Genomic DNA, 23,884 nt, shown 5'->3' on the forward strand with positions numbered 1-23,884 from the left:
TACCTGGTTGATAGGTCGAAGGTGTAAGTGCAGTAATGTATTTAGCTTATCGATACTAATAGGTCGAGGACTTGACCAAAATAAAATGATTGACTAAATGATATGCAGTTTTGAGGGTACTAAACTTAATCAAAAAAATAATATGCTGGTGTGGCTCAACGGTAGAGCAGCTGACTTGTAATCAGCAGGTTGTAGGTTCGATTCCTATCACCAGCTCCAGTAAAAGACTATGTATTTATACATAGTCTTTTTTGTTATAATAAATTACTTGCAATATTATAACTAATGATAAATCAAAATATAGAGTTTTATATTATATAAAAAATAAATATTATATATAAATTATGTTTTATAATAAAATTTATACACAATATAATCTAATTATGATATATTGTAATTAGATATATCAATAATGGATATATTAATTAATGATATAGAGGTATAGATAGTAAAATTGTTTAATCAATACCTAGACATATAAGTAAAAGAGAAGAGTAGATTATGTGGGAGTAAATAGGTATTAGTGGTTGGGTAGCGTTAATAATAATTTTTGATTTATGTTTTGTTGTTAAGTTAGCTGTTATAAGTAGAATAAACGAATCAGCAATAGTTAATATGGGTAAAAAAGATTCCATTAAACATGTAGAAAAAATATTTGAATATGCGCAAAAAATAAAAATGTAAAGCTAAAGAGAGATTAAATATTGAACTAGGTTTATACCTATAGAAAGGAAGTGAGTAGAGTGAGTAGAAATAATTCACTACAAGAAGAGCAGTTAACGGAATCAGGGTATTATATACTTTTAGCATTATTAGTACCTATGCATGGTTATGGAATTAGTAAATATATAGAGGAGTTGACTGAAAAAGAAGTTATAATAGGGCCTGCTACCTTATATACTATGCTAAAGAAGATGCAAGAACAAGATTATATAGAATTAGCTGGAGAAGAAGGAAGAAGAAAGATATATAAGCTTACAGAGAGAGGACTAAAAGTTATAACTATGGAAAAAGAAAGAAGATATAAGATGGCTCTTCATGGTGCAGAGGCCTTTAGTAGATTAGAGAGATAGATATAAGTAAATCAAAACGATTTAATGATAATGTAGATTAGTTATAAAGGGTAAATATAATAAATTAATGATATTAAAAAGGTGATAATTATGAGTAAAAATGTAAAATATATAGCATCAATGGGATTAGGATTTGCGGAAGAAAAAGAAATGAAAAAGCTAGGAAAATTAGCTAAAGAAGGATGGATATTTGAGAGTTTTGAGAAGTTATCTTATAAGCTTGTAAAAGGAGAACCTCAAAATCTTATATACTGTGTTGATTATAATGAAAATAAAGATGATTTAGATTCTTATATAGAATTGATAGAAGAAAGCGGATGGACTCATGTAACTTCTTATGAAGGAATACAAGGCTATGAATAAAGGTGTTAAAAAGACCGCGATCTACTCAGTAGTAATAGCGATAATATCAGGATTAATAGCTTATATAATGGAGAATATGGCAATAGATTCAAGTGTATATGAATGCCTAAAATTTATTGTTTATATGATAGCAGGAGGAGCTTTTGGATTTTTTATAGCTTTAATACCATGTAGTATGTGTATTAAAAGCAAGATGAAAAAAGCAATATTATCAGCTAAAAATTAATGATTGCAATTCTAAAACGTATATATAAAATATTAGATAATACCTATAGGGCTAATTAATTATTAGTCCAGATGATAGAAATATAGGTAAAATTTAAATTTTGACATAAATAATAATATATGATATATTATATACATCAATTAAATATTAAGTAAGCCAGACAATCGCGGGTAGCTTTTAGCTACGTGAGGAAAGTCGGAGCTCCATAGAGCAGGGTGCTAGGTAACGCCTAGTGAGAGTGATCTTAAGGAAAGTGCAACAGAAAATAACCGCCACTTTTGTGGTAAGGATGAAAAGGTGAGGTAAGAGCTCACCGTTTGCTAGGTGACTAGCAAAGCCGTGTAAACCCCACCTGGAGCAAGGCCAGAATAGGATAAAAAGGGTATTGCTCGTACCCTCCGGTTGGTAGGCCGCTTGAGTTTATTGGTGACAATAAGCCTAGAAAGATGATTGTCAAATACAGAACTCCGCTTATAGACTTGCTTATTATTTATAACACTAGTTTAGCTAGTGTTTTTTTATTGCACAAATTTATATAAAAAACAATTAAACTAAATTGAGTATATCGAAAAATAAAGAGGATAAATATTGGGGTTAAAAGAAACTATAGAGCTTATACGTAAAATGTATTGAAAAATAAAAAAATCTATATTAACTATATTCTATTAAAATTTCAAATAATCTTTTTAAAATATCATATCTAATATTAAAATAGAGCTATATATCAAGAGAAGCATTGATAATATATGTATAAATTTATACATATGTTAGAATATATTGAATTAAATTATTGTAAAAAGTTTCCGGTAAAATTGTTACATTTCTGACATATTGTTTATCCAATTTGTTCCTTTACTAACCAAAAGTATTACCTTATAATTAGCATTGCAACTTACAAAATTCGACAAGAGGTGATGCTTATATCTAAATAAAGATTAAAGTGATAATATTATATTTATTTAGATAATCGATTATATAAATAAATATAAACAATACAGAAATGTTTATATAAAAAAATATATAAACATAGATTTTAAATTGAGAAATTTAGAATTAGAAAAAATTACATTTAATAAAAAATTTTATTTATATTATAATAGAATTCATAATAATTAAAAAGTAACTAAGAGAAGGGTAGAACTACTATGAAAAGAAAACTTAATAAAAAAAGAGTAGCAATAGCAACATTTTTACCACTAGTAGCTATACTAGCCCTATTCACAGTAATTAGAGGAGAAATGAAAAACTCAGGTAATGAAAAAATTAGTAATAGTAAAGAAATAAGTAAAGACAAGAATAACAACGATAATACTAATAGCAATGAAGTATTTGAAATGGCTAATAGTGATAAAACAGTAGAGTCAGGTGTAAAAGCAGTAAAGCGATTAGAAAGTAAAAATATTACAGAGATTCAAGAAGAAATAAATGATATTAAACGTAAAAAAGAAGAGAATGAACCTAAAGATAAAAATAAGAAGGTAGACTATAGCACTTTGTTTGAAAACTCAGTTATAATGGGAGATTCAAGGGCGGAAGGTCTTACAGAGTATGAGATATTAAGTGGATCATCAGTAGTTGCCTATAAAGGTAGAACTACTGTAGAGGCAAAAGATGATGTATCAACCGTAGTAGATTTATCACCTTCAAATGTAATTATGACTTATGGAATGAATGACTTAGAATTATACAGTAATCCTAAAGATTTTATAAAAAGCTATGAAAAACTAATCAAAGAAGTTCAAAGTAAGTTACCAAGTTCTAAAATTTATCTAACATCTATTTTCCCAGTACAACAAAAAGCCATAAACAAACAACCTATGCTTAAAAATTTAGATAGTTTTAATATAGCATTAGAAAATATGTGTAGTGAATTAGGAATTAGATATATAAATGTAGGTACTTTAGACTCTAAGTATTATGAACCAGATGGAATACACTTTCTACCAAGTGCTTATAAATTGTGGTTAAATTCTATGGTATCACAAATGAATTTATAAGATTAGCATTTATGGACAAATCTATAAGGGAAGTGATTATATTGAAAAAGAAATTAAAAGTTAGTCTAATGATTCTTGTAGTTATGTTTTCTATGATTTTTATGAGCGTATGTGGAATTAATCAAAATAAGAAACTAGAAGATATAGAAAAAGATATAAGTAGTAAAGTTAGCTTAGATAAGATGGAAAAAGGAAATAGCAAAACTTTAAAAAGATACTATGGATTAAATTCAAATGACTTAGATGGTTTTATATTATACACTCCAAAGTCTACTATGGATGTAGATGAGATGTTAATAGTAAAAGTTAAGGATGAAAGTCAAGTTCAGTCTATAGAAGATGTTATAGACTCTAGAGTTAATAAACAATTAGAAAGCTTTAGTGGATATGGACCAAAGCAATGTGAGCTTTTAGATAATTATGAATTAAAAGTTAAAGGTAAGTACATATTTTTTGCTGTATCACCAAAGGCAGAAGAAATGAAAGAGGCTTTTAAAGAAAGTATTGTTAAGTAATATAGTTTAAAATAAATACAATATACAAATGGCAAATTATGCAAAATATATGATTTGTATCGATATAAAAGTCAATTAACGTATACTTTATAAAATGAGAAAGTTTTAAATTAATATTTATTAAGATTTGAAATTTGCTTTAAATAAATATTTATATTTAAACGTAATAGTATTAAGTAAAAATTGATTAATTTAATTAAATAAAGAAAATAGAAAGTAGGTAAAGGTGTGGTTTTTAGTAGTATAATTTTTATGTTTACTTTTTTACCTATAACACTAATGCTATATTATATAGCTCCTAGAAGTTTTAGAAATTTTATATTACTTCTTATAAGTTTAGTGTTTTATGCATGGGGAGAGCCTGTGTATGTATTTTTAATGATATTTACAACCATATTTGATTATATTATGGGGCTTATTATAGACAAGCATAGAGGCAAAAGTTTGTCAAAGGGTATATTTATACTCACAATAGTAGTTAACTTAGGAATATTAGGATTTTTTAAATATTATGGTTTCCTAATAGAAAATATAAATACTTTATTTTCTTTAAATATTTCCTATTCACAACTACCTTTACCTATAGGAATATCTTTTTACACATTCCAAACATTATCTTATGTAGTAGATGTGTATTTAAATAAGGTAAAAGTCCAAAAAAGTGTTATATCATTTGGACTTTATGTATCTATGTTTCCACAACTTGTAGCAGGACCTATAGTTAGATATTCTGATATAGACTACCAAATAGATAATAGAAAAGAAACTGTTAGTAAATTTGGAGAAGGTGCAGAAAGATTCATACAAGGTCTAGGAAAGAAAGTTTTATTTGCAAACAACATAGGTATGTTATTTACAAGTGTACAAGCAATGGATATAAACTCTATTTCAGTGCTTACATCATGGCTAGGAATAATAGCATACACACTTCAAATATACTTTGATTTTAGTGGATATAGTGATATGGCAATAGGTCTTGGAAAAATGTTTGGATTTGACTTTATAGAAAACTTCAACTATCCATACGTATCTAAAAGTGTTACAGAATTTTGGAGAAGATGGCATATAAGTCTTGGAAGCTGGTTTAGAGAATATGTATATATACCACTAGGTGGTAATAGATGTTCAATACCAAAGCAAGTTAGAAACTTATTTGTAGTATGGTTTTTAACAGGTCTATGGCATGGATCTAGTTGGAACTTTATAGTTTGGGGATTATACTATGGAGTAATACTTTTTATAGAGAAGATATTCTTAAAAAATGTACTAGAAAGCATTCCATCATTTATAAGACATCTATACACTATGATATTAGTTATGATAGGATGGGTATTTTTCTCATATGATAATCTAGGAACTGGACTTTTGTATATAAGTGTTATGTTTGGATTAAACGGAAATCCAATCATAGATAGTACTTTTATGTATTATTTCTATACTAATATAATAATTTTAATTCCTATAATACTATGTTCAACACCAATAGTTAACATGGTATATCAAAAGATAGTGTATAAGAAAAAATGGGGTATTATACTAGGAATAGCTATAAATTTAATAATACTATTTATAGCAACGGCATATCTAGTAAATGCAACCTACAATCCTTTCTTATACTTTAGATTCTAGGAAGGGAGATTATTATGAAAAAAAGATGCTTAAAAAATAAAAATGAATCTAAAATATATAAACAAACTAGATATAAAAATAGATATTTTAAAGTCTTAACTATAGTATTTTTAGTATTTATATTTTTAGTATTTACATTAAATATTGTAACTAAGGATAAGGACTTTTCAGAATCGGAAAATAGAATGCTTGCAAAGAAACCAAAGTTTACCTTTGAGAGACTATTAGAAGGTAGATTTACAACAAAATATGAAAAGTATAAGGTAGACCAATTTATAGGAAGAGATTTCTTTATAAATGTAAAGTCACATATAGATAGAATGCTTGGGAAAAAACAAAACAACGGAGTATATATATGTGATGATGGATATCTTATGGAAGAGTTTAGTAAGCCAGATAAAGAAAGTTTAAATGAAAATATAAAAGCTATAAATGATTTTGCTAAAAAGCATAAGGATATAAATCAATATATGTTTATAGCACCAAATGCAATTAGCATACTAGATGATAAATTACCTACATATGCTCCAGTATTAGATCAAAAGAAATATTTAGATGATTTAAATAAATCTTTAGATAATAAAATAAACTTTATAGATTCATATAATGCACTAGATAAACATAAGGATGAATATATATACTATAAAACAGACCATCACTGGACGACTTTAGGAGCTTATTATGGATTTTTAGAAACTGCTAAAGCTATGAAGTTAGATAATAAAGGAAAAGAATATAATATAGAACCAGTAGCTAATGATTTTTATGGAACATTATACTCAAAAAGTGGATTTGCATCTAAGGATACTGATACTATAGATGTATATATTCCAAAGGACGATAGTGACCAAGTAGTAGTTAATTATGTTGAGGAAAAGAAAAAAGCACCATCTATATATAATAGTGAGAAGTTAAAAACTAAGGATAAGTATGGAGTATTCTTAGGAGGCAACCATCCATTAGTTAAGATAAGTACAACATCAACTAGTGATAGAAAGCTATTATTAGTTAAGGATTCTTATGCAAATAGTATGGTTCAGTTTTTAACTCCTTATTTTAGCGAGATAATAATGGTTGACCCTAGATATTTCTATGAAGATATAGAAAAATTAATAGACAAAGAAAATGTAACTGATATGCTTTATTTATATAATGCTAATACATTTTTCTCTGATAATACATTAGCACCAGTTTTAAATAATATATAAATACTATTTTAAGTAAAATAATAATAGATAAGTATTAACAAAGAAAAACAATACTATTTTATATTATATAGGGTAAAATTTATATAATCAAACTACTAATTTAGATACTGTATGGCTAATATACAGTATCTTTTTTTATCGTTATTATTTATAAATATAAGGTAAAATATATAATCAATAATCAAGCTATAATGATATAATCTAATTAAATCACAATTGTTATATATTACGAAGTAATTATTAATTAAGAGATAGATTTATACTAAGCTCAATTCCTATGATTTTAATATTAGTAAAAGAATAAATCCACGAATAAGAAATTTTTGAATTAGAAAAATGATTAATAATTTATAGGAAACCAACAATATATTTACTTTATTATTGACAACTAAAAAAATATCGATTATTATAAAGATAAATTAATTGAGTTAAATTAAATTTTAATTAATTAAAATAATTACAAGAAAGAGGTTGCTATGGGTAAATACGATGTTTTAAAATTGGAAAACCAGATCTGCTTTCCTTTATATGCATTATCAAGAGAGATAATAAAGCTATATAAGCCTTATCTTGATAAATTCAATCTTACGTATACTCAGTATATTGCAATGCTTGTAATGTGGGAAGAGGAAAAGATAGTATTTAAAGAACTTGGAAGAAAACTTCATTTAGATTCTGGAACTCTTACTCCTGTATTAAAAAAGCTTGAGTCTATGGGGTTTATAGTAAAGTACAGAAGTAAAGAAGATGATAGAATTGTAATTGTTGAGCTTACTGAAAATGGAAGACAACTTAAAGATGAAGCTATTACAATTCCAGAAAAAGTATTTTGCGAGTCTAAAATTTCTGGAGAAGATGCTATTCAACTTAAATATTATTTAGATAAGATATTAGAAGGTTTTATATAATTAAAGATGTAGTTCACTTTTTAAGTGAATTCATCATCTTTGATTACATTGATACTTTCATGTATCAATTATATTAATTTTTATATACTAATCGATTGAATTAAATTAAATTTATATAAATTAAAAATATTTGGAGGGATATATTATGAAATTTTATGATTTTACTGCAAATAAAATGAATGGTGTAGAAGTTAAAATGGATGAGTATAAAGGAAAGGTGTTATTAGTTGTAAATACAGCTAGTAAATGTGGGCTTACTCCACAATTAACAGAACTTGAAGAAATGTACAAAGACTATAAAGATAGAGGGTTTGAAATACTTGGATTCCCTTGTGGTCAATTTGCTAATCAAGAGTTAGATTCAAACAAAGAAATAAGTGACTTCTGTCTTGTAAATTATGGAGTTACATTTACAATGTTCGAAAAGATAGATGTTAATGGAGAAAATGCACATCCAATATATAAATACTTAAAGAGTAATGCAAAAGGAATATTAGGAAATAAAATAAAATGGAACTTTACTAAATTCCTTATAGACGCTGAAGGTAATGTTGTTGATAGATTTGCACCTACTACAACTCCTAGTAAAATAAGAAAAGATATAGAAAAATTACTACCATAAAAGTAGTATTTTCTATTAAAAATATAAAGAGGAGGAAGATAATATGAGCGAAAGATATGATTTAGCTATAATAGGTAGTGGTCCTGCTGGATTATCAGCAGCATTAAATGCCAAAATAAGAAAGAAGAGTTTTATAATATTTGGAACTAAAGAGCTTAGTGGAAAGCTTACTAAAGCAGAAAAGATAAATAACTACTTAGGGTTCTATGGAAAAGGTGGAAAAGAAATAAGAGATGAATTCATGAACCATCTTGAGTCAATGGATATAGAAATTACAGAAGAAAAGATAAACAACATATATGCTATGGGAGATTACTACTCATTAATGGCAAAGGATAAGATTTATGAAGTATCTGCTGTAATATTAGCCACTGGTGTTAATTTCGGAAAGACATTTAAAGGTGAAGAAGAATATTTAGGTAAAGGTGTAGGATATTGTGCTACTTGTGATGCTCCTCTTTACAAAGATAAAGTTGTTGCAATAATTGCTTATAATAAGCATGATGAAGATGAGGCGAACTTTATAGGTACAATTGCATCTAAGGTTTACTATATACCAATGTATAAAGAAGAAGTTGAAGTTGACGAAAAAATAGAAATAATAAATGATACTCCATTAGAAATACAAGGTAGTATGAAAGTAGAAAAGTTAGTTCTAAAAAATTCAGAAATAGATACTGACGGAATATTTATCCTTAGAGATAGTATATCGCCAGGGCAACTTGTTCCAGGGTTAGAGCTGGATGGAAATCATGTAAAAGTAGATAGAAAAATGCAGACTAATTTAAAAGGATGTTTTGCAGCTGGTGATATTGTTGGAACTCCATACCAATATATAAAATCAGCAGGTGAAGGAAATATCGCTGCATTATCAGCTGTGTCATATATAGATGAGCTAAAAAGATGTTCAAAAAATAAAATAAATGAAATTGCATTATAGAAAAGAATAAGAGGTTCAAAAATGGTTGAAATAATAAATGAAAGTAAATTTGCAAATGAAATTAGCGAAGGAGTTGTTGTTGTAGACTTTTTTGCAACATGGTGTGGTCCATGTAAAATGCTATCTCCGATAATTGATAGTTTAGCAGAAGAAATGAAGGATAGCGTTAAATTTATAAAGGTAGATGCAGATGAGTCTGTAAATATACTACAGGAGTATGGTGTTGCTGGACTACCTACAATAGCAATTTTCAAAGAGGGTCAAAAGCAAGATATGATAGTAGGGTTCTCACCAAAAGAAATTCTTGCTGAAAAAATAGAAAATTGCTTAAACAAATAATAAATCTATAATAATAAAATAAAAGGAGAGATTAAATATGATATATACTTTCAATGTACAAGAAATAGGTGGCAATGAGGCTACAATGAAAGACTATGAAGGAAAAGTATTACTTATTGTAAATACTGCAACTGGATGCGGATTTACTCCACAATATGAAGGTCTTCAAAAAATATATGATAAATACAATGATAAGGGGTTTGAAATATTAGATTTCCCATGTAATCAATTCTTCGGGCAAGCACCAGGAACTAATGAGGAAATAGTAACTTTCTGTCAACTTAAATACAATACTACTTTTAAGACTTTTGCTAAAATAGATGTTAACGGAGAAAATGCATCTGAGTTATACAAATACTTAAGAGAGCAAGCTCCAAATGCAGAAGAAGATGCTGCTTCAGAAGGTCTTTATGCTATGCTTAAGCAAGGTGGATTCACAACAGAAGGTGATGAAATAAAATGGAACTTTACTAAATTCCTTGTTGATAGAAATGGGAATGTAATAAAAAGATATTCTCCAACTTGTGAGCCAGAAAAGATAGAAAAAGATATTGAAAGCTTACTTAAATAGATTAATTAATACTTTAAGTAAATTTAAAGATTATTATAAAAATAGTATACAACCTAGAAGTATTAATAAAAACAAAATACTAAGTCAAATTACTTAGTATTTTTATAAATAAAAAAAGTATAATGAAAAATACAATTATTACATTAAAATCTATTGTATAAAAATAATATTTTTTAATTCGCATTATTAATATAATGCGAACTTGGGAGTAGTTTAGTAAAATAATATAAAAACCACATCCATTTACTATTAATAAGTAGATGAATGTGGTTTTTATATTGTAATTCTAGTTTGATTATACTATTTGATTATATATAATCAAAATCAATTAATTGCAATATAAGGCTTACAATATATTAATTATACTTTTCACCATATATTTCATAATGTAGTATTGTTTTTCTTTGTTAATATAAAAATTTTTAGAATATGAATGTAGATAAAGATAAAAAGGCTAATGATATAGTTAGTGAATAATAAGAGTATATAATAACAAGTAATAAAAAATGAATGAAATAATTTAATTATGAAAGGTATAAGTGAAAAGAATAAACTAAATTATTTGGTGGAGCTTTTTATAATTAATAATTTCACTATAAATAATAAAAGTTACAATACGTAAAATTAATATATAAAAATATCATAAAGTTTTAGATACTAGAATGGTAGAAAAGATACTATGGAGGAATAAATATTGAATCAGCGTGTGAAGCAGAATAAGGTCATAATAATGTTAATTGCTATATTTTTATTGGTTAGCATCAGTGAAATTAACTCTTATGCAGAGGAAAAATGTTATAAAGAATTAGAAAATATAGAACCAGAAAATAATGAAGAAACAATAGATGAAAAAGAAATAAGTGAGATTATAAACATAAGCGATGTAAATTTAAAAAGAGCAATAAATAAAGAACTAGATAAAAGCGATATAAACTCGTCTGTAACAAAATCAGAAATAGAAAGTCTTAAAAGTATAAGCTCAGGTAATGGAAGCAATAAAAATATAAAAAGTCTGTCAGGCCTAGAATATGCAACGAATCTAGAAAGTATAGATTTATCAAATAATAATATAGAAAATATAAGTGAAATAAAAAACTTATTTACAAATGGAAAACTAAAAAGTGTAAATATATCAAATCAAATCATAGATCTTGGAACTGAGAGCATAATAGAAAATAAGTACAGAATATATAATAGTATAGATAATCTAGATAACAAGCAAATAGTACCAAACTATATAAGTGATAATGGAAAATATGTAGAAGGTAATGTACTGTGGGATGATTTAGAAAGCTTTAAAGATTATAACTTATACTATAACTTTGAAGAAAATGTAGACAAAGATGGGAAGCACTTAGTATTTGGTGGTAGAGCATATAAGTATCTTCAAGTGGGAGGAGATGTATCATCAATAAATAATGATAAACAAGAAAATAATCAAGAATCAAATAAAGGTGAAAATTTAGATTCAAGCGATGATAAAGATGTTGATAATGATAATATAACAGATAATAATATAGACAAAGATATAAATGTAAACGAAGTAAATATAGATAAAAAAAATAACTCTAATAATGAAGTGACAAATACCGATGATGATAAAATTGAAGACAGCAAAGAGAAAAGTCAAAAACAAGAAGTAAAGAAGGAAGAAAATAAAGAAGAAAGTAGTTTATTAACACCAGAAGTGATGACATCAATAGCTATATTTGGTATAGGTATAGGTATTAAATTTATGAATATGAAGTAGCATTATATTACTTTAAATGATAAAACTAGATAATTTAGTATAAAGTTTATCAAATAAACTTCATTAAATTGAAAATTGTTGTATAATATAGAATGATAATTAAAATGTTAATAACATTACAGATAAATATACAATAGAAAATTATTATATTAATTTATGAAGGGAAGTAAATGCGATGACAGTTAAAAAAGCTATAATACCAGCGGCTGGATTAGGAACAAGATTTTTACCAGCTACAAAATCTCAACCAAAAGAAATGCTACCAATAGTAGATAAACCAACTTTACAATATATAATAGAAGAAGCAATAGAATCAGGTATAGAGGAAATATTAATAATAACAGGAAGAAACAAAAAGTCAATAGAAGACCATTTTGACAAGTCTGTTGAATTAGAACTTGAACTTGAGCAAAAAGGAAAAACTGAAATGTTAGAAATGGTAAGAAATATATCTAACATGGTAAATATACACTATATAAGACAAAAAGAACCAAAAGGATTAGGTCATGCTATACATTGTGCTAAAAGTTTCATAGGAAACGAACCATTTGCAGTACTTTTAGGAGATGATATAGTTGACAATGAAACTCCTTGTTTAAAGCAATTAATAGGTGCTTATGATGAGTACAAAACAAGTATATTAGGAGTACAAGAAGTTGCTAAAGAAGATACTTGTAAATATGGAATATTAGATGTTAAACACATAGAAGATAGAGTTTATAAAGTTAAGGACATGGTTGAAAAACCAGCTGTTGAAGAAGCTCCATCAAACATAGCTATACTTGGAAGATATATAATAACTCCAGCTATATTTGATATACTTGAAAATCAAGAGCCAGGAAAAGGTGGAGAAATACAATTAACAGATGCTCTTAAGACTTTAGGAAACCAAGAAGCAATATATGCATACAACTTTGAAGGAAGAAGATACGATGTAGGAGATAAGTTTGGGTTCTTAGAAGCAACTATAGATTTTGCTTTAAAAAGAGATAACTTAAGAGATGATTTAATGAACTACATGAGAAAAATAGTAAATGAAGAAGATAAAAAAGAATTAGTATCAGATAAAGAAGTAGCATCAGATAAAGAGTAATAGTTTATATATTTAAATTCCAAAACAAAGACTAAAAACAATAATATATATTTAAACTATTAAGTATGCCTAGACATAAATTTATGCAAAAATATTATGACTAGGCTTTAAAAATAAAAAATATTAGAGAAAGAATGTGATGAATATGGCAGTTTTAGTAAGTGGTGGTGCTGGGTACATAGGAAGCCATACTGTAATAAAGCTATTGGAAGAAAACCATGAAGTAATAATAGTTGACAACTTATGTAATAGTAGCAAAGAGGTTGTAAATAGAATAATAGAGCTAAGTGGTAAAACTCCAAAATTTTATGAAATAGATATTACAGATAAAGAAAAGATGGATAAGGTATTTGAAGAAAATAATATAGATTCCATAATACATTTTGCATCACTTAAGGCTGTAGGAGAATCGGTATCTATGCCTATTGAATACTATTCAAATAATCTAATAACTACACTAGTCCTATTTGAACTTATGAAAAAATATAATGTTAAAAACTTCGTATTTAGTTCATCAGCAACAGTATATGGAAGTCCTAAAACTTGCCCAATAAAAGAAGACTTCCCACTATCAGTAACAAACCCATATGGAAGAACGAAATTAATAATAGAAGATATGATAAGAGATATATGCTATGCAGATAAAGATTTAAATATAGCTATACTTAGATATTTTAATCCAATAGGTGCACATAAGAGCGGAAGAATAGGTGAAGAACCAGTTGGAATACCAAATAATATAATGCCATATATAACTAAAGTTGCAGTAGGTCAGCTTCCATATTTAAATGTATTTGGAAATGATTATGATACAGTAGATGGAACTGGAGTTAGAGATTACATACATGTATTAGACTTAGCATATGGACATGTAAAAGCACTAGAAAAACTAGATGAAAATCCAGGTTTAGTTACATACAACCTTGGAACAGGGAAAGGATATAGTGTATTACAACTTGTAGAGGCATTTTCTAAAGCAAGTAATAAAGAAATTCCATATAAAATAGCACCAAGAAGAGAAGGTGATATAGCAACTTGTTATGCAGACCCTTCAAAAGCAGAAAAAGAGCTTGGATGGAAAGCTAAGTATGGAATAGAAGAAATGTGTGAAGATTCATGGAGATGGCAAAGTAATAATCCAAATGGATATGAAGTAAAAAAGTTTGATGAAGTAGCAATTGACAAAGAATAGTATACGAGCTATTTTAATAGGTTCTATGTAGAACATATTAAAATAGCTTTTTTAATTACAAAAAAGCATATAAATTTAAATAGATGAAATTTTGTTTAAAAATTTATTATAAAAAAGTACAAAAAGGAAATAATGTAAAATAAAAATAATTAAAAGGAGAGATTGATATAAAAAAATTCATAAGTTTAGTAACTATATTAAGTACACTAATCCCCCTACAAATATATGCATCAGAATGCATAATAGGAGGAGAGAATAGATTTGAAACATCTATAGAAATATCTAAGAATTTTAAAATATCTAAAGAAGTAATAATAGTAAATTCAAAGTCAATTCCAGATATGCTATGTGCAAGTATATTAGCATCTCAAATAAACTCACCAATACTTCTAACTAAATATAACAAAATAGATAATAAAACAATAGAAGAAATCAAAAGGCTAGAAACAGAAAAAGTATATATAATAGGTGGGAAATCCGTAATTCATAAAAACGTAGAAAATCAGCTTAAGGAAAATAACTTAGAAATTGAAAGAATAAATGGAAAAGATAGATATGAAACGTCAGTCCAAATAGCAAATAAAATAAACAGCATAAGCAATGAAAAATGTGATGAAGTAATAGTTGTTAATGGACAAGAAACTTTAGTAGATGCAATATCAATAGCACCAGTAGGAGGAAGTAAAAATACCCCAATCATATTATCAAAAAGAGATAACATAGAACATGGTTATAGATGGATAGAAGATAAGTATATAGATAAGACTTATGTTATAGGAGGGGAAGATTCAATATGTAATGAAATATTTAAAAAACTACCAAATCCAAAAAGAATAAGTGGTAAAGATAGATATGAAACTAATGGGAAAATAATAAGAGAATTTTATCCTGATAAATTAAATAAATTATATTACTGTAAAGGAAATAGTGAAGATTTAGTAGACGGAGTATTAATAACACCGTTAGCTACAAAAGAACAATCTCCTATTGTAGTATTAGGCAAGAGTATTGACAATACTCAAAAAAAAGTGCTAAAAGGAAAAGAAATAAAAGAACTTGTACAAGTTGGGTATGGGATACACCAAAATGCAAAGAATGAACTAATTAGTATTAAAGAAAATTATAAACCACTAAAACCAGTAAATCCACCTACAAAACCATCACCACCGGCAAAACCAGAAGAGTCAATACCATCAACGCCAATAGAACCACCAACAGAACCGGAAGAATCAATACCGCCAACGCCAATAGGACCACCTCTAGAGATAGAAGATAAATTAGCACCCAATTATGTGAATCATAGTACTGATAATGAAAAGAGAATAATAAACATAGAATTTGATGAAGACATAGATAGCAATGTAGATTATATAAAAGAAAAAATAAAAATAGAAGTAGATCCTAATTGTATATTAAAATTAGAAAATAAAGATTTTAATACAACTTTAGATGAAGTAAAATATATTAAATTAAGTAAATATGATGATGTAAAAATAGATAACAACAACCTAATAATAAAATTACAAGAAGAAATTGTAGGTAAAGATAGTAAGATAATAATAGAAAAAGAAAGCATAAAAGATAAATATGGCAATATCATAGAAGAAGATATAATAATAGAAAACTTAGATGGAGTAGATAAAAATATAGCATTTGTAAAAAATGAAGATGAAATAAGAAAGTATATAAAAATAGCATCACAAGACAAGGAAACTATAATAAAACTAGAAAATCATATTAAAATAGCAACAAACAACTATTTAAATATAAATAATAAAGTAACTATAGATGGAAGTAATGGTGAAGAAAATTATAGTATAGAAACACTAAGTTTGCAAAATCCAGGAATATTTATAGGTCATGATGGAGTAGAGCTTAGAAATTTTAATATAAAATCAAGACAAGAATCTATATCTATACAAATGTGTTCAGATATAAAGCTTAAAAATATGAATATAGAAACACAATCGGAAATTTTACCAGCTATAAGTATTTCAAGTTCAAATGTTAAAGTAGATAATATTGTAGGAAAGAGTAATAAATCTACAATTAGTTTAAATGAATCTTATATTAAAAATCGTGTATCAAAACTTATATTAGAAGGAAGGGTGACAAATAGTTTAAATGATGAAAATGTAATAAAATCAAGTGATACTATATACAGCAAGATCCCTTCTATATATGTTGAAAATAAAATAACAGAAGATGTAAATACACCTAAAAATAAAATAATATTAGGAGAAAATTTAGAGAAAGATTATATAAACAATAACTACGAAATAATTAATCAAAGTGATGAATACAAAACATATGAATTATATTTTGAAATATAAAATAACATAAGTTATTATAAAATATAGAAAATCTAACCATTTATGACTACTAATAGAAACTGTAATAATGTATAATAGAAACTGACTAAATTTATAAATGGAGAGATTCAATGGCTTTAGAACAGTTTTTAGAAGTTTTTATTAGAGAATATGGATTAATAAGTATGTTTTTATTAGTAGCATTAGAATATGCAAATTTTCCACTACCTAGTGAAGTAGTACTACCACTTATAGGTATGGTAGGAGCATCATATGATATGGATTTTGTGACTATACTTATAACAACAACAATAGCGGGAATAGTGGGATCTTTATTAAATTATTGGTTAGGAGCAAAATTTGGAGATGGACTTTTAGATTATATTAGAAAAAAGTTTCCAAAAACTAAAAAATCTCTTTCAGCATCTTATAATTTTATAAAAAAATATAATAAATCAGCTATAATGTTATCTAGATTTGTGCCTGTAGCAAGAACAGCTATTTCATTAGTAGCTGGAACTGTGAAAATGAATGTATGGTATTTTATACTATATTCAAGTATAGGAATACTTTTCTGGAACTTAGTATTAATAGGTGGAGGATACTTTATAGGAAACAAAGTATTAGCAAGTGGCGGAATTATAAATACTATAGTAATGGTGACAACAGTATTAGTAGTTGGAATAGTAATAATACTATTTATAAAAAACATAAAAAAATCAAACTGTAAAAGTAAAAACTAAGATTATATATTAAAAATATAATAGTAAAAAGTCCCTTGAGATAATATAGTTATTATTTCAAGGGATTTTTTATATAAAACATTTAGATAGTATTAGTTAAATTAGCAAATTGGATTTTTAATTGTAATAATATATATACAAATATATATACAAAGTAATAAAAAATTTAATTTCATAACAAAAAATAATGAAATAAAAATAATAAAATAAAAGTAAATGAAAAAACAAGGAAAAATAGCAATTAATAACACTAAAGGAAACCCCCTTAAATAAGTCTAACTAAGTAATTCAAGCAATATATTAGAAATCAGGGGGGAGGAATAAGAGTGAAAAAAAAGCTAAAAAAACACATATCTATAATATCAACAATGGTATTAATATTAGCATTTTCTTTTATAAACATAATAAACATAGAAGCAGCAAGTAAACATCTCTTAGTTATAAATTCAAAAACTAATAGGATGGGATATTATGTTAATAATAAGTTTGTTAGGGAATACAGGGTAGCAACAGGCAAAAAAAGTACACCAACTCCACAGGGAAAATTTAAAATAGTAAATAAGATTAAAAATAGACCATATTATTCAGGGGGAATACCAGGAGGAGATCCTAGAAATCCACTAGGTGATAGATGGTTAGGGCTTCAAGTAGGCTTAACTTATGGAACAACATACGGAATACATGGAAACAATAATGAAAGCTCAATAGGTAAACATGTATCAGGTGGATGTATAAGAATGCACAACAAGGAAATTAGAGATTTATTTGAAAAAATACCAAATAAAAGTGAAGTAATAATAAAGTATACAGACCAAAGCTTTAAACAAATAGCAGCAGGCTATAAAATAAGTTTAACTGATGGAAATGAAATAAAAACAGGATGGCAAACTATAGGCGGAAAAAAATATTACTACAACTCTAAAGGACAAAAAGTAACAGGATGGCAGACAATATCAGGAAAGAAATACTACTTTGATGGTAATGGAGTAATGCAGACAGGTCTTAAAAACTTAAATGGAAATAGCTATTACTTTGCAAATGATGGGATAATGAGAACAGGATGGCAAGAAGTTGTAAAGGGAAGAAAAAGTTACTTTGATAGCAATGGAGCAATGAAAATAAAGTGGCAAGTGATAGATGGGAAAAAATATTACTTAAATCCATTAAATGGAGTGGCACTTTGGAATTGGCAATATCTAGATGGTAATAAATATTATTTTGGACCAGATGGAGTGTTAAGAACAGGACTTCAAACAGTAGGTAATGAAAAATATTACTTTGGAAATGATGGAATAATGAGAATAGGATGGCAAGAAGTCGTAAAAGGTAGAAGAAGCTACTTTGATAATAACGGAGTAATGAAAATAAAGTGGCAAGTAATAGACGGTAAAAGATATTATTTGAATCCACTAAATGGAGTATCATTATGGTACTGGCAAGAGTTAGATGGTAATAAATATTATTTTGGAAATGATGGAGTAGTAAGAACTGGTTGGCAAATAATAGATGGTAAAAAATATTACTTTAATCCAGATGGATCAATGCAACAAAGATGGGAAGAACTAGATGGAAATATGTATTACTTTGGATTTGATGGAGCAGTTAGAACAGGATGGCAAAATATAAATGAAAAAACATATTACTTTAATGGTGATGGAGTGCTTCAAAAAGGAATAGTAGAGATAGATGGTAAAAGCTATTACTTTAATGAATATGGAGAGATGGAAAGAAACACAGTAGTAGGTAATGGAGTAATAATAGATGAAAATGGAGTGATAATTGATTTCGGAGAGGGGATGTAGAAATACATCCCTTTTTTCATATATAAAAATAGAGATTATATGGTATAATAAACAAGCTATAAACTTATGCAAAAAGGAGTGGAAACTTTGACAGAAAAAATAGCAAAACATAAATCAGAGATATTGTTATTTATATCAGTAGCAATTATATACTTAGCAATAGCTATAATATTTTATTCAAAAACAACAATATTCTATGATACAAATAATACGTATGATGTATTATTAGATACAGATACAGGTGTATTATTTAATTGGAATACATTTGCGTTAGCGCAAGATAATAGTAAACATATACTATTCATGCAGATAGTATCATTAATAGGATATCCAATACATTTACTGAGTACGAACATAGCTACTAATTTTAATATAGGGTTTAACCATGTATATGGTATGGGGTTAATACTATTACAAATATTAGTAAGTTCAGCGTCAATAACAATGGTATATAGTACAATAAAGAAATTAAATATAAAAAGGGAAATACTATCACTAATAATAAGTATGATGGTATTTTCATTCCCTCAAATATTTATGACTATGAATGTAGAGAGATTTATATATGGCCAGTTATCATTAGTATTCTTTGTATTCTTAGTAAATAAACTTAAAAATAAAGAATCATACTGGATAGATATAGCTGCAATACCTTTATTCGGAATAACTCTTACCAATATATATATGTATGGAATAAACTTATTATTAGAGTTTAAAATAAACATCAAAAAAATGGCAAAGCATATTGGAGCATTTGTATTAGCAGCTTATGTAATTATCGTATCATCAAGAGCATATAATAGCTTTTTCATGGTAAAAGATATAGTCAAAAGTGATACAAAATTTATACAAGTAATACCTATGTTTGAAAAACTAAAGATGACATTAGTAAGATTACTATACCCAACAATGTATTTTCCTAGTGCAAAATTTGAAAATGGGATGTTTTTACAACAAGGACTTCCTAATATGATATTTTTCCTAATATTTTTAGTATTATTTGTATGTGCAATAATAGGAGGTATAAAACACTATAAAGAAAGAATACCTCAATTATGTTTAGGGGCAATACTTGCGAATATAACATTACATGGAATAATAGGATATAACCTAAAAAATGCAAACATAATGGCAATATATTTTTCATTTGCAATAATAATACTTTTAGCTTATTTTGCAAAATCTTTACCTAAAAAATATACAAAAATATTCATTATATTCTTAGTAGTAGTACTAGTAACTATGATAATAAGTAATATACAAGGATTTTTAAAAATATTAGAAATAGGTATGAATAATTATCCTAAATAAGACACAAAGAAGGTGAATATATGCAAAATTTAAAAGAAGAAATTGTCATTGAAGATAGCATAATAAAAGAAAACATAATAGGTCAATACATAAAGCTTATGAGACCAAATCAGTACATAAAAAACTTATTTGTAGTAGCGGCACTAATATTTTCAAATAACATAGGAAATTTAGATTTAATATATAAAACAATAATAGCATTTATATCATTTTGTCTAATATCATCAGCTGTATATGTGTTAAATGATATAGTAGATATAGAAAAAGATAAATTACATCCTAAAAAATGTAAAAGACCACTAGCAAGTGGGAAAATAAAAATACAAAATGCAGTAGTATTGTTAATAGGATTAGTAGCAGTAGCACTAGTTTTATCATCAAAAATAAACTTAAAACTAACAGCCATAATATTTATATACTTAATAAATAACCTATTATACTCATTTAAAATAAAAAATGTAGTACTACTAGATGTATTTTCAATAGCAATAGGATTTATATTGAGAGTATGTGCAGGGAGTGTAGCAATAGGAGTAGAATTATCAAGTTGGATAATATTATGTACATTCTTCTTATCTTTATACTTAGGGCTAGGTAAAAGAAAAAAAGAAATAGAAGGACTTAAAAATCAAGCAGGAGAACATAGAAAAATATTAAAAGAGTATAACTCAGAAATAATAAACCAGATGATGGGAGTAGTATTAAGTTCTGTAATAGTATGTTATGCGCTTTACTCAACAAGTAATCCAGATAAACCTCAAATGATATATACAACAATATTTGTAGTATATGGAGTGCTTAGATATAACTATATAATAAATACAACAGAAGAAGGAAACCCAACTGATGTAGTATTAAAAGATAGAACTCTACAAATAAATGTAATATTATGGGTATTAAGTTGCCTATTAATATTAATGTAGGAGGGTATATGAAAAAGAAAGTACTATTACTAGATATAGACTATACAGTAATAAATACAGATAGTATGATAGACTTTATACTATACTCACTAAAAACAAAGCCATTAAAAACAATAATAAAAATACCATATATATTTATAACTCTAGTAGGGTATGCATTAAAGTTAACTAGCTTGAAAAAAGCAAAAGAAGCTGTATTTAGCCCAATAGTAAACTTTAGTGAAGAAGAATTAAAAGAATTTTTTGATAAAAAATTAAAAGTTAAGATAAATAAAAATATAAAAGACATAATAGAAAAATCAAAAAAAGATTCAACAATAATAATGATAACTGCATCACCAAAAGCATATATGAAATATTTCAAAGAATATAAATATGCAGATGAAGTGATAGGTACAGAATTATTATATGAAAATAATAGATATAAAAATGAAATAATAGGAAACAACTGTAAAGGGAAAGAGAAAGTAAAAAGAATTGAAGAAGTATTAAATAAACTAGATATAGAAATAGACTATGAAAATTCATATTCATACTCAGATTCAATGAGCGATATGCCAATGTTTGAATTAGTAAAAAATGCATATCTAGTAAACAAAAAAGATGGAAGTATAAAAGAAAAAATAAATCATAAATATATACAAAAAGCATAGCTATAACCATTAACCACCAGTATTAAAAATTGGTGGTTAAATACTAAATAGGAGAATAATATGGATATATTAAAAAAGTATAGAGAAAGCATCATGTATTTAGTCTTTGGAGGGCTAACAGTAGGTGTTAATATAGCTACATATATAGGATTAACAAGAATAATAGAACTAAACTATATGGTAGCAAATATAATAGCATGGATAGTAGCAGTAATATTTGCATATATAACAAATAAGTTTTTTGTATTTGAAAGTAATAATACAGAGCTAGAATTTTTAATAAAAGAATTTACGTCATTTGTAAGTTGTAGACTATTATCAGGTGTAATGGAAATGATATTAATGTATGTGATGATAGATATGATGGGAATCAATGACTTTATAACAAAGATATTTACAAACATATTAGTAATAGTACTAAACTATGTACTAAGTAAAGTAATAATATTTAAAAAACAAGCGTCATAAAATTATGACGCTTTTTTCATATCCATATTATTTTTCATATCTATATTAGATGAATTAAACTTAAGCTTAAAATTCTCAAACCTACCAAAAGTTTTGGCAAATATAATATTAATTAAAATAACAGCAACAATATTTATAAGAGTTAAAACACATCTTAATATAAAGTTGTATCCAGTTAAATTAAATAAATATAGATAAATAGGCTGTAGTAATAAATAAGTAAAAGGTTGATATAAATAAAGGGTAAAACCATAAGCACTATAAATATCAACAATATTTCTTATATAAGGTAAATCTCCAAATTTTAATATAACTTTTCTAAACATATATAAAAAGCTAAAAGCAGTCATAGTAAAAACTAAGAATGTAAAATTTGGGGGAAATTTATTAGTAGACATATTTAAAACATATCTATCACCCTTAACAATTAAAACTAAAGCTATAAAAAGAATCGAAGATATAGCTATATTTTTGACTACTGAAATATTAACATCCTTAAATTTTGTATAGAAAAATCCTGTATAAATCCAAAAAGCATAGAAAATAACACTTTTAAAATCAATATTAAGAGTAGTATTTTCAAAATATAATACTAATATTGCAATAAATAATAAAGGGATAAATTTAAAAATACCTTTTAGACTTTCAAATAACTTAAACATTGGGGGTATGAAAGGTACTAACAATAAGTACACAGGCATAAACCATAAATGCCAAGTAATAAAAGGTATGAAAATCCCAGGTTTCTTTAAAGGATGTAGTGTATCATATACAAATATATTTATAGGAGAATCAGTAATAGAAGTTCCTAAAATATAAGCTATATATTGAATGAAAATAACAAATAGTCCAAAAATAAGATATGGAACTATAACCCTTGGCACACGAGATATAAGGTATTTAATGTAGCTTTTTTTTGAGCTAAGAGAATAACTAGCACCAGTAATAAAAAATACCACAGCCATTTCAAATAAGAAAAGTGACTTTAAAACGTGATTAGAAACAGGGAACCAAAATAGAGTATGTATAACTCCAACTACATACATCATTATAAGACCGCGATAAATATCTAGTTTTTTGTCTCTCAAAATGTCAACTCCTTGCAAAAATAAGATGTCTAAAAAAATATTATACCATATATAAAAGAAATCTCAGATATATAGTTATTACTTTAATAAACATAAATAGATAAAAGTAAGTATTTAATATTAAAAAATATTTACCTTGATATTAAAAATTAAAAAAT

Annotated in this window: 23 protein-coding genes, 1 tRNA gene, 1 rRNA gene and 1 other RNA gene; 25 read left to right on the forward strand and 1 reads right to left on the reverse strand. The window is 26.3% G+C overall.

Going from position 1 to position 23,884, the window contains the following annotated elements; genetic code table 11:
• From I1959_RS03540 to I1959_RS03660, 25 genes are all read left to right on the forward strand, one after another.
• Positions 1-79, forward strand: a 23S ribosomal RNA gene (locus tag I1959_RS03540); the annotation flags it as partial.
• Positions 80-144: 65 nt separating this feature from the next.
• Positions 145-219: transfer RNA gene (locus I1959_RS03545), tRNA-Thr, on the forward strand.
• A gap of 524 nt (positions 220-743) precedes the next feature.
• Positions 744-1,073, forward strand: coding sequence for a PadR family transcriptional regulator (locus I1959_RS03550; RefSeq protein ID WP_092923816.1), 330 nt, complete (start codon positions 744-746; stop codon positions 1,071-1,073).
• A 90-nt stretch (positions 1,074-1,163) separates the two neighbouring features.
• Positions 1,164-1,436 carry a DUF2812 domain-containing protein gene (locus I1959_RS03555; protein WP_195237137.1) on the forward strand — a complete coding sequence of 91 codons (273 nt, stop codon included), beginning with the start codon at positions 1,164-1,166 and terminating at the stop codon, positions 1,434-1,436.
• Entirely contained in the window at positions 1,411-1,662 is a 252-nt protein-coding gene (locus tag I1959_RS03560; protein ID WP_195237138.1) for a hypothetical protein, read from the forward strand. The genes I1959_RS03555 and I1959_RS03560 overlap by 26 nt, the downstream gene beginning before the upstream one ends.
• A gap of 148 nt (positions 1,663-1,810) precedes the next feature.
• An RNA gene (gene rnpB, locus I1959_RS03565) (RNase P RNA component class A) lies at positions 1,811-2,152 on the forward strand.
• Positions 2,153-2,807: 655 nt separating this feature from the next.
• Positions 2,808-3,659, forward strand: a complete 852-nt coding sequence (locus I1959_RS03570; protein ID WP_195237139.1) for a GDSL-type esterase/lipase family protein — start codon at positions 2,808-2,810, stop codon at positions 3,657-3,659.
• A 41-nt stretch (positions 3,660-3,700) separates the two neighbouring features.
• Entirely contained in the window at positions 3,701-4,174 is a 474-nt protein-coding gene (locus I1959_RS03575; protein WP_195237140.1) for a DUF4358 domain-containing protein, read from the forward strand.
• 252 nt (positions 4,175-4,426) lie between these two features.
• Positions 4,427-5,803 carry an MBOAT family O-acyltransferase gene (locus I1959_RS03580; protein WP_207733522.1) on the forward strand — a complete coding sequence of 459 codons (1,377 nt, stop codon included), beginning with the start codon at positions 4,427-4,429 and terminating at the stop codon, positions 5,801-5,803.
• Between the two features lie 14 nt (positions 5,804-5,817).
• Complete coding sequence (locus I1959_RS03585; RefSeq protein ID WP_195237142.1) at positions 5,818-7,011, forward strand: DHHW family protein; 1,194 nt, start codon at positions 5,818-5,820, stop codon at positions 7,009-7,011.
• Positions 7,012-7,487: 476 nt separating this feature from the next.
• On the forward strand, positions 7,488-7,919 hold the full coding sequence (locus I1959_RS03590) for a MarR family winged helix-turn-helix transcriptional regulator (protein ID WP_092923831.1): 432 nt from the start codon (positions 7,488-7,490) through the stop codon (positions 7,917-7,919).
• A 145-nt stretch (positions 7,920-8,064) separates the two neighbouring features.
• The gene (locus I1959_RS03595) at positions 8,065-8,541 is read left to right on the forward strand and encodes a glutathione peroxidase (protein ID WP_092923834.1); all 477 of its coding nucleotides are present in this window, start codon (positions 8,065-8,067) and stop codon (positions 8,539-8,541) included.
• 43 nt (positions 8,542-8,584) lie between these two features.
• Entirely contained in the window at positions 8,585-9,481 is an 897-nt protein-coding gene (locus tag I1959_RS03600; protein ID WP_092923836.1) for an NAD(P)/FAD-dependent oxidoreductase, read from the forward strand.
• A 21-nt stretch (positions 9,482-9,502) separates the two neighbouring features.
• A complete protein-coding gene (gene trxA / locus I1959_RS03605; RefSeq protein ID WP_092923839.1) occupies positions 9,503-9,820 on the forward strand; it encodes a thioredoxin in 318 nt (105 codons plus the stop codon).
• A 37-nt stretch (positions 9,821-9,857) separates the two neighbouring features.
• A complete protein-coding gene (locus I1959_RS03610) occupies positions 9,858-10,391 on the forward strand; it encodes a glutathione peroxidase (protein ID WP_092923842.1) in 534 nt (177 codons plus the stop codon).
• A gap of 706 nt (positions 10,392-11,097) precedes the next feature.
• Positions 11,098-12,141: an Ig-like domain-containing protein gene (locus tag I1959_RS03615; protein ID WP_207733523.1), complete on the forward strand. Its 1,044-nt coding sequence runs from the start codon at positions 11,098-11,100 to the stop codon at positions 12,139-12,141.
• Positions 12,142-12,316: 175 nt separating this feature from the next.
• The gene (gene galU, locus I1959_RS03620; protein WP_092923848.1) at positions 12,317-13,234 is read left to right on the forward strand and encodes a UTP--glucose-1-phosphate uridylyltransferase GalU; all 918 of its coding nucleotides are present in this window, start codon (positions 12,317-12,319) and stop codon (positions 13,232-13,234) included.
• A gap of 145 nt (positions 13,235-13,379) precedes the next feature.
• Positions 13,380-14,426: a UDP-glucose 4-epimerase GalE gene (galE, locus tag I1959_RS03625; protein WP_195237517.1), complete on the forward strand. Its 1,047-nt coding sequence runs from the start codon at positions 13,380-13,382 to the stop codon at positions 14,424-14,426.
• 242 nt (positions 14,427-14,668) lie between these two features.
• The gene (locus tag I1959_RS03630) at positions 14,669-16,759 is read left to right on the forward strand and encodes a cell wall-binding repeat-containing protein (RefSeq protein ID WP_330615169.1); all 2,091 of its coding nucleotides are present in this window, start codon (positions 14,669-14,671) and stop codon (positions 16,757-16,759) included.
• A gap of 110 nt (positions 16,760-16,869) precedes the next feature.
• Positions 16,870-17,481, forward strand: coding sequence for a DedA family protein (locus tag I1959_RS03635; protein WP_195237145.1), 612 nt, complete (start codon positions 16,870-16,872; stop codon positions 17,479-17,481).
• 326 nt (positions 17,482-17,807) lie between these two features.
• Positions 17,808-19,283, forward strand: a complete 1,476-nt coding sequence (locus I1959_RS03640) for an N-acetylmuramoyl-L-alanine amidase family protein (RefSeq protein WP_092923857.1) — start codon at positions 17,808-17,810, stop codon at positions 19,281-19,283.
• A gap of 78 nt (positions 19,284-19,361) precedes the next feature.
• Entirely contained in the window at positions 19,362-20,594 is a 1,233-nt protein-coding gene (locus I1959_RS03645) for a DUF6080 domain-containing protein (protein WP_442971099.1), read from the forward strand.
• 20 nt (positions 20,595-20,614) lie between these two features.
• Positions 20,615-21,517 carry a decaprenyl-phosphate phosphoribosyltransferase gene (locus I1959_RS03650; RefSeq protein WP_195237147.1) on the forward strand — a complete coding sequence of 301 codons (903 nt, stop codon included), beginning with the start codon at positions 20,615-20,617 and terminating at the stop codon, positions 21,515-21,517.
• 8 nt (positions 21,518-21,525) lie between these two features.
• Positions 21,526-22,170 (forward strand): HAD-IB family hydrolase, encoded by a 645-nt coding sequence (locus tag I1959_RS03655; RefSeq protein WP_166505969.1) that lies wholly within the window; start codon positions 21,526-21,528, stop codon positions 22,168-22,170.
• Between the two features lie 60 nt (positions 22,171-22,230).
• Positions 22,231-22,638 (forward strand): GtrA family protein, encoded by a 408-nt coding sequence (locus I1959_RS03660; RefSeq protein ID WP_195237148.1) that lies wholly within the window; start codon positions 22,231-22,233, stop codon positions 22,636-22,638.
• 2 nt (positions 22,639-22,640) lie between these two features.
• On the opposite strand, the gene I1959_RS03665 is transcribed toward I1959_RS03660, so the two are convergent.
• Positions 22,641-23,726: an acyltransferase family protein gene (locus I1959_RS03665; protein WP_195237149.1), complete on the reverse strand. Its 1,086-nt coding sequence runs from the start codon at positions 23,724-23,726 to the stop codon at positions 22,641-22,643.
• Positions 23,727-23,884: the final 158 nt, after the last annotated feature.

The organism is Romboutsia sp. 1001285H_161024_C4, from assembly GCF_015550185.1.
Taxonomy (GTDB): domain Bacteria; phylum Bacillota; class Clostridia; order Peptostreptococcales; family Peptostreptococcaceae; genus Romboutsia_C; species Romboutsia_C hominis.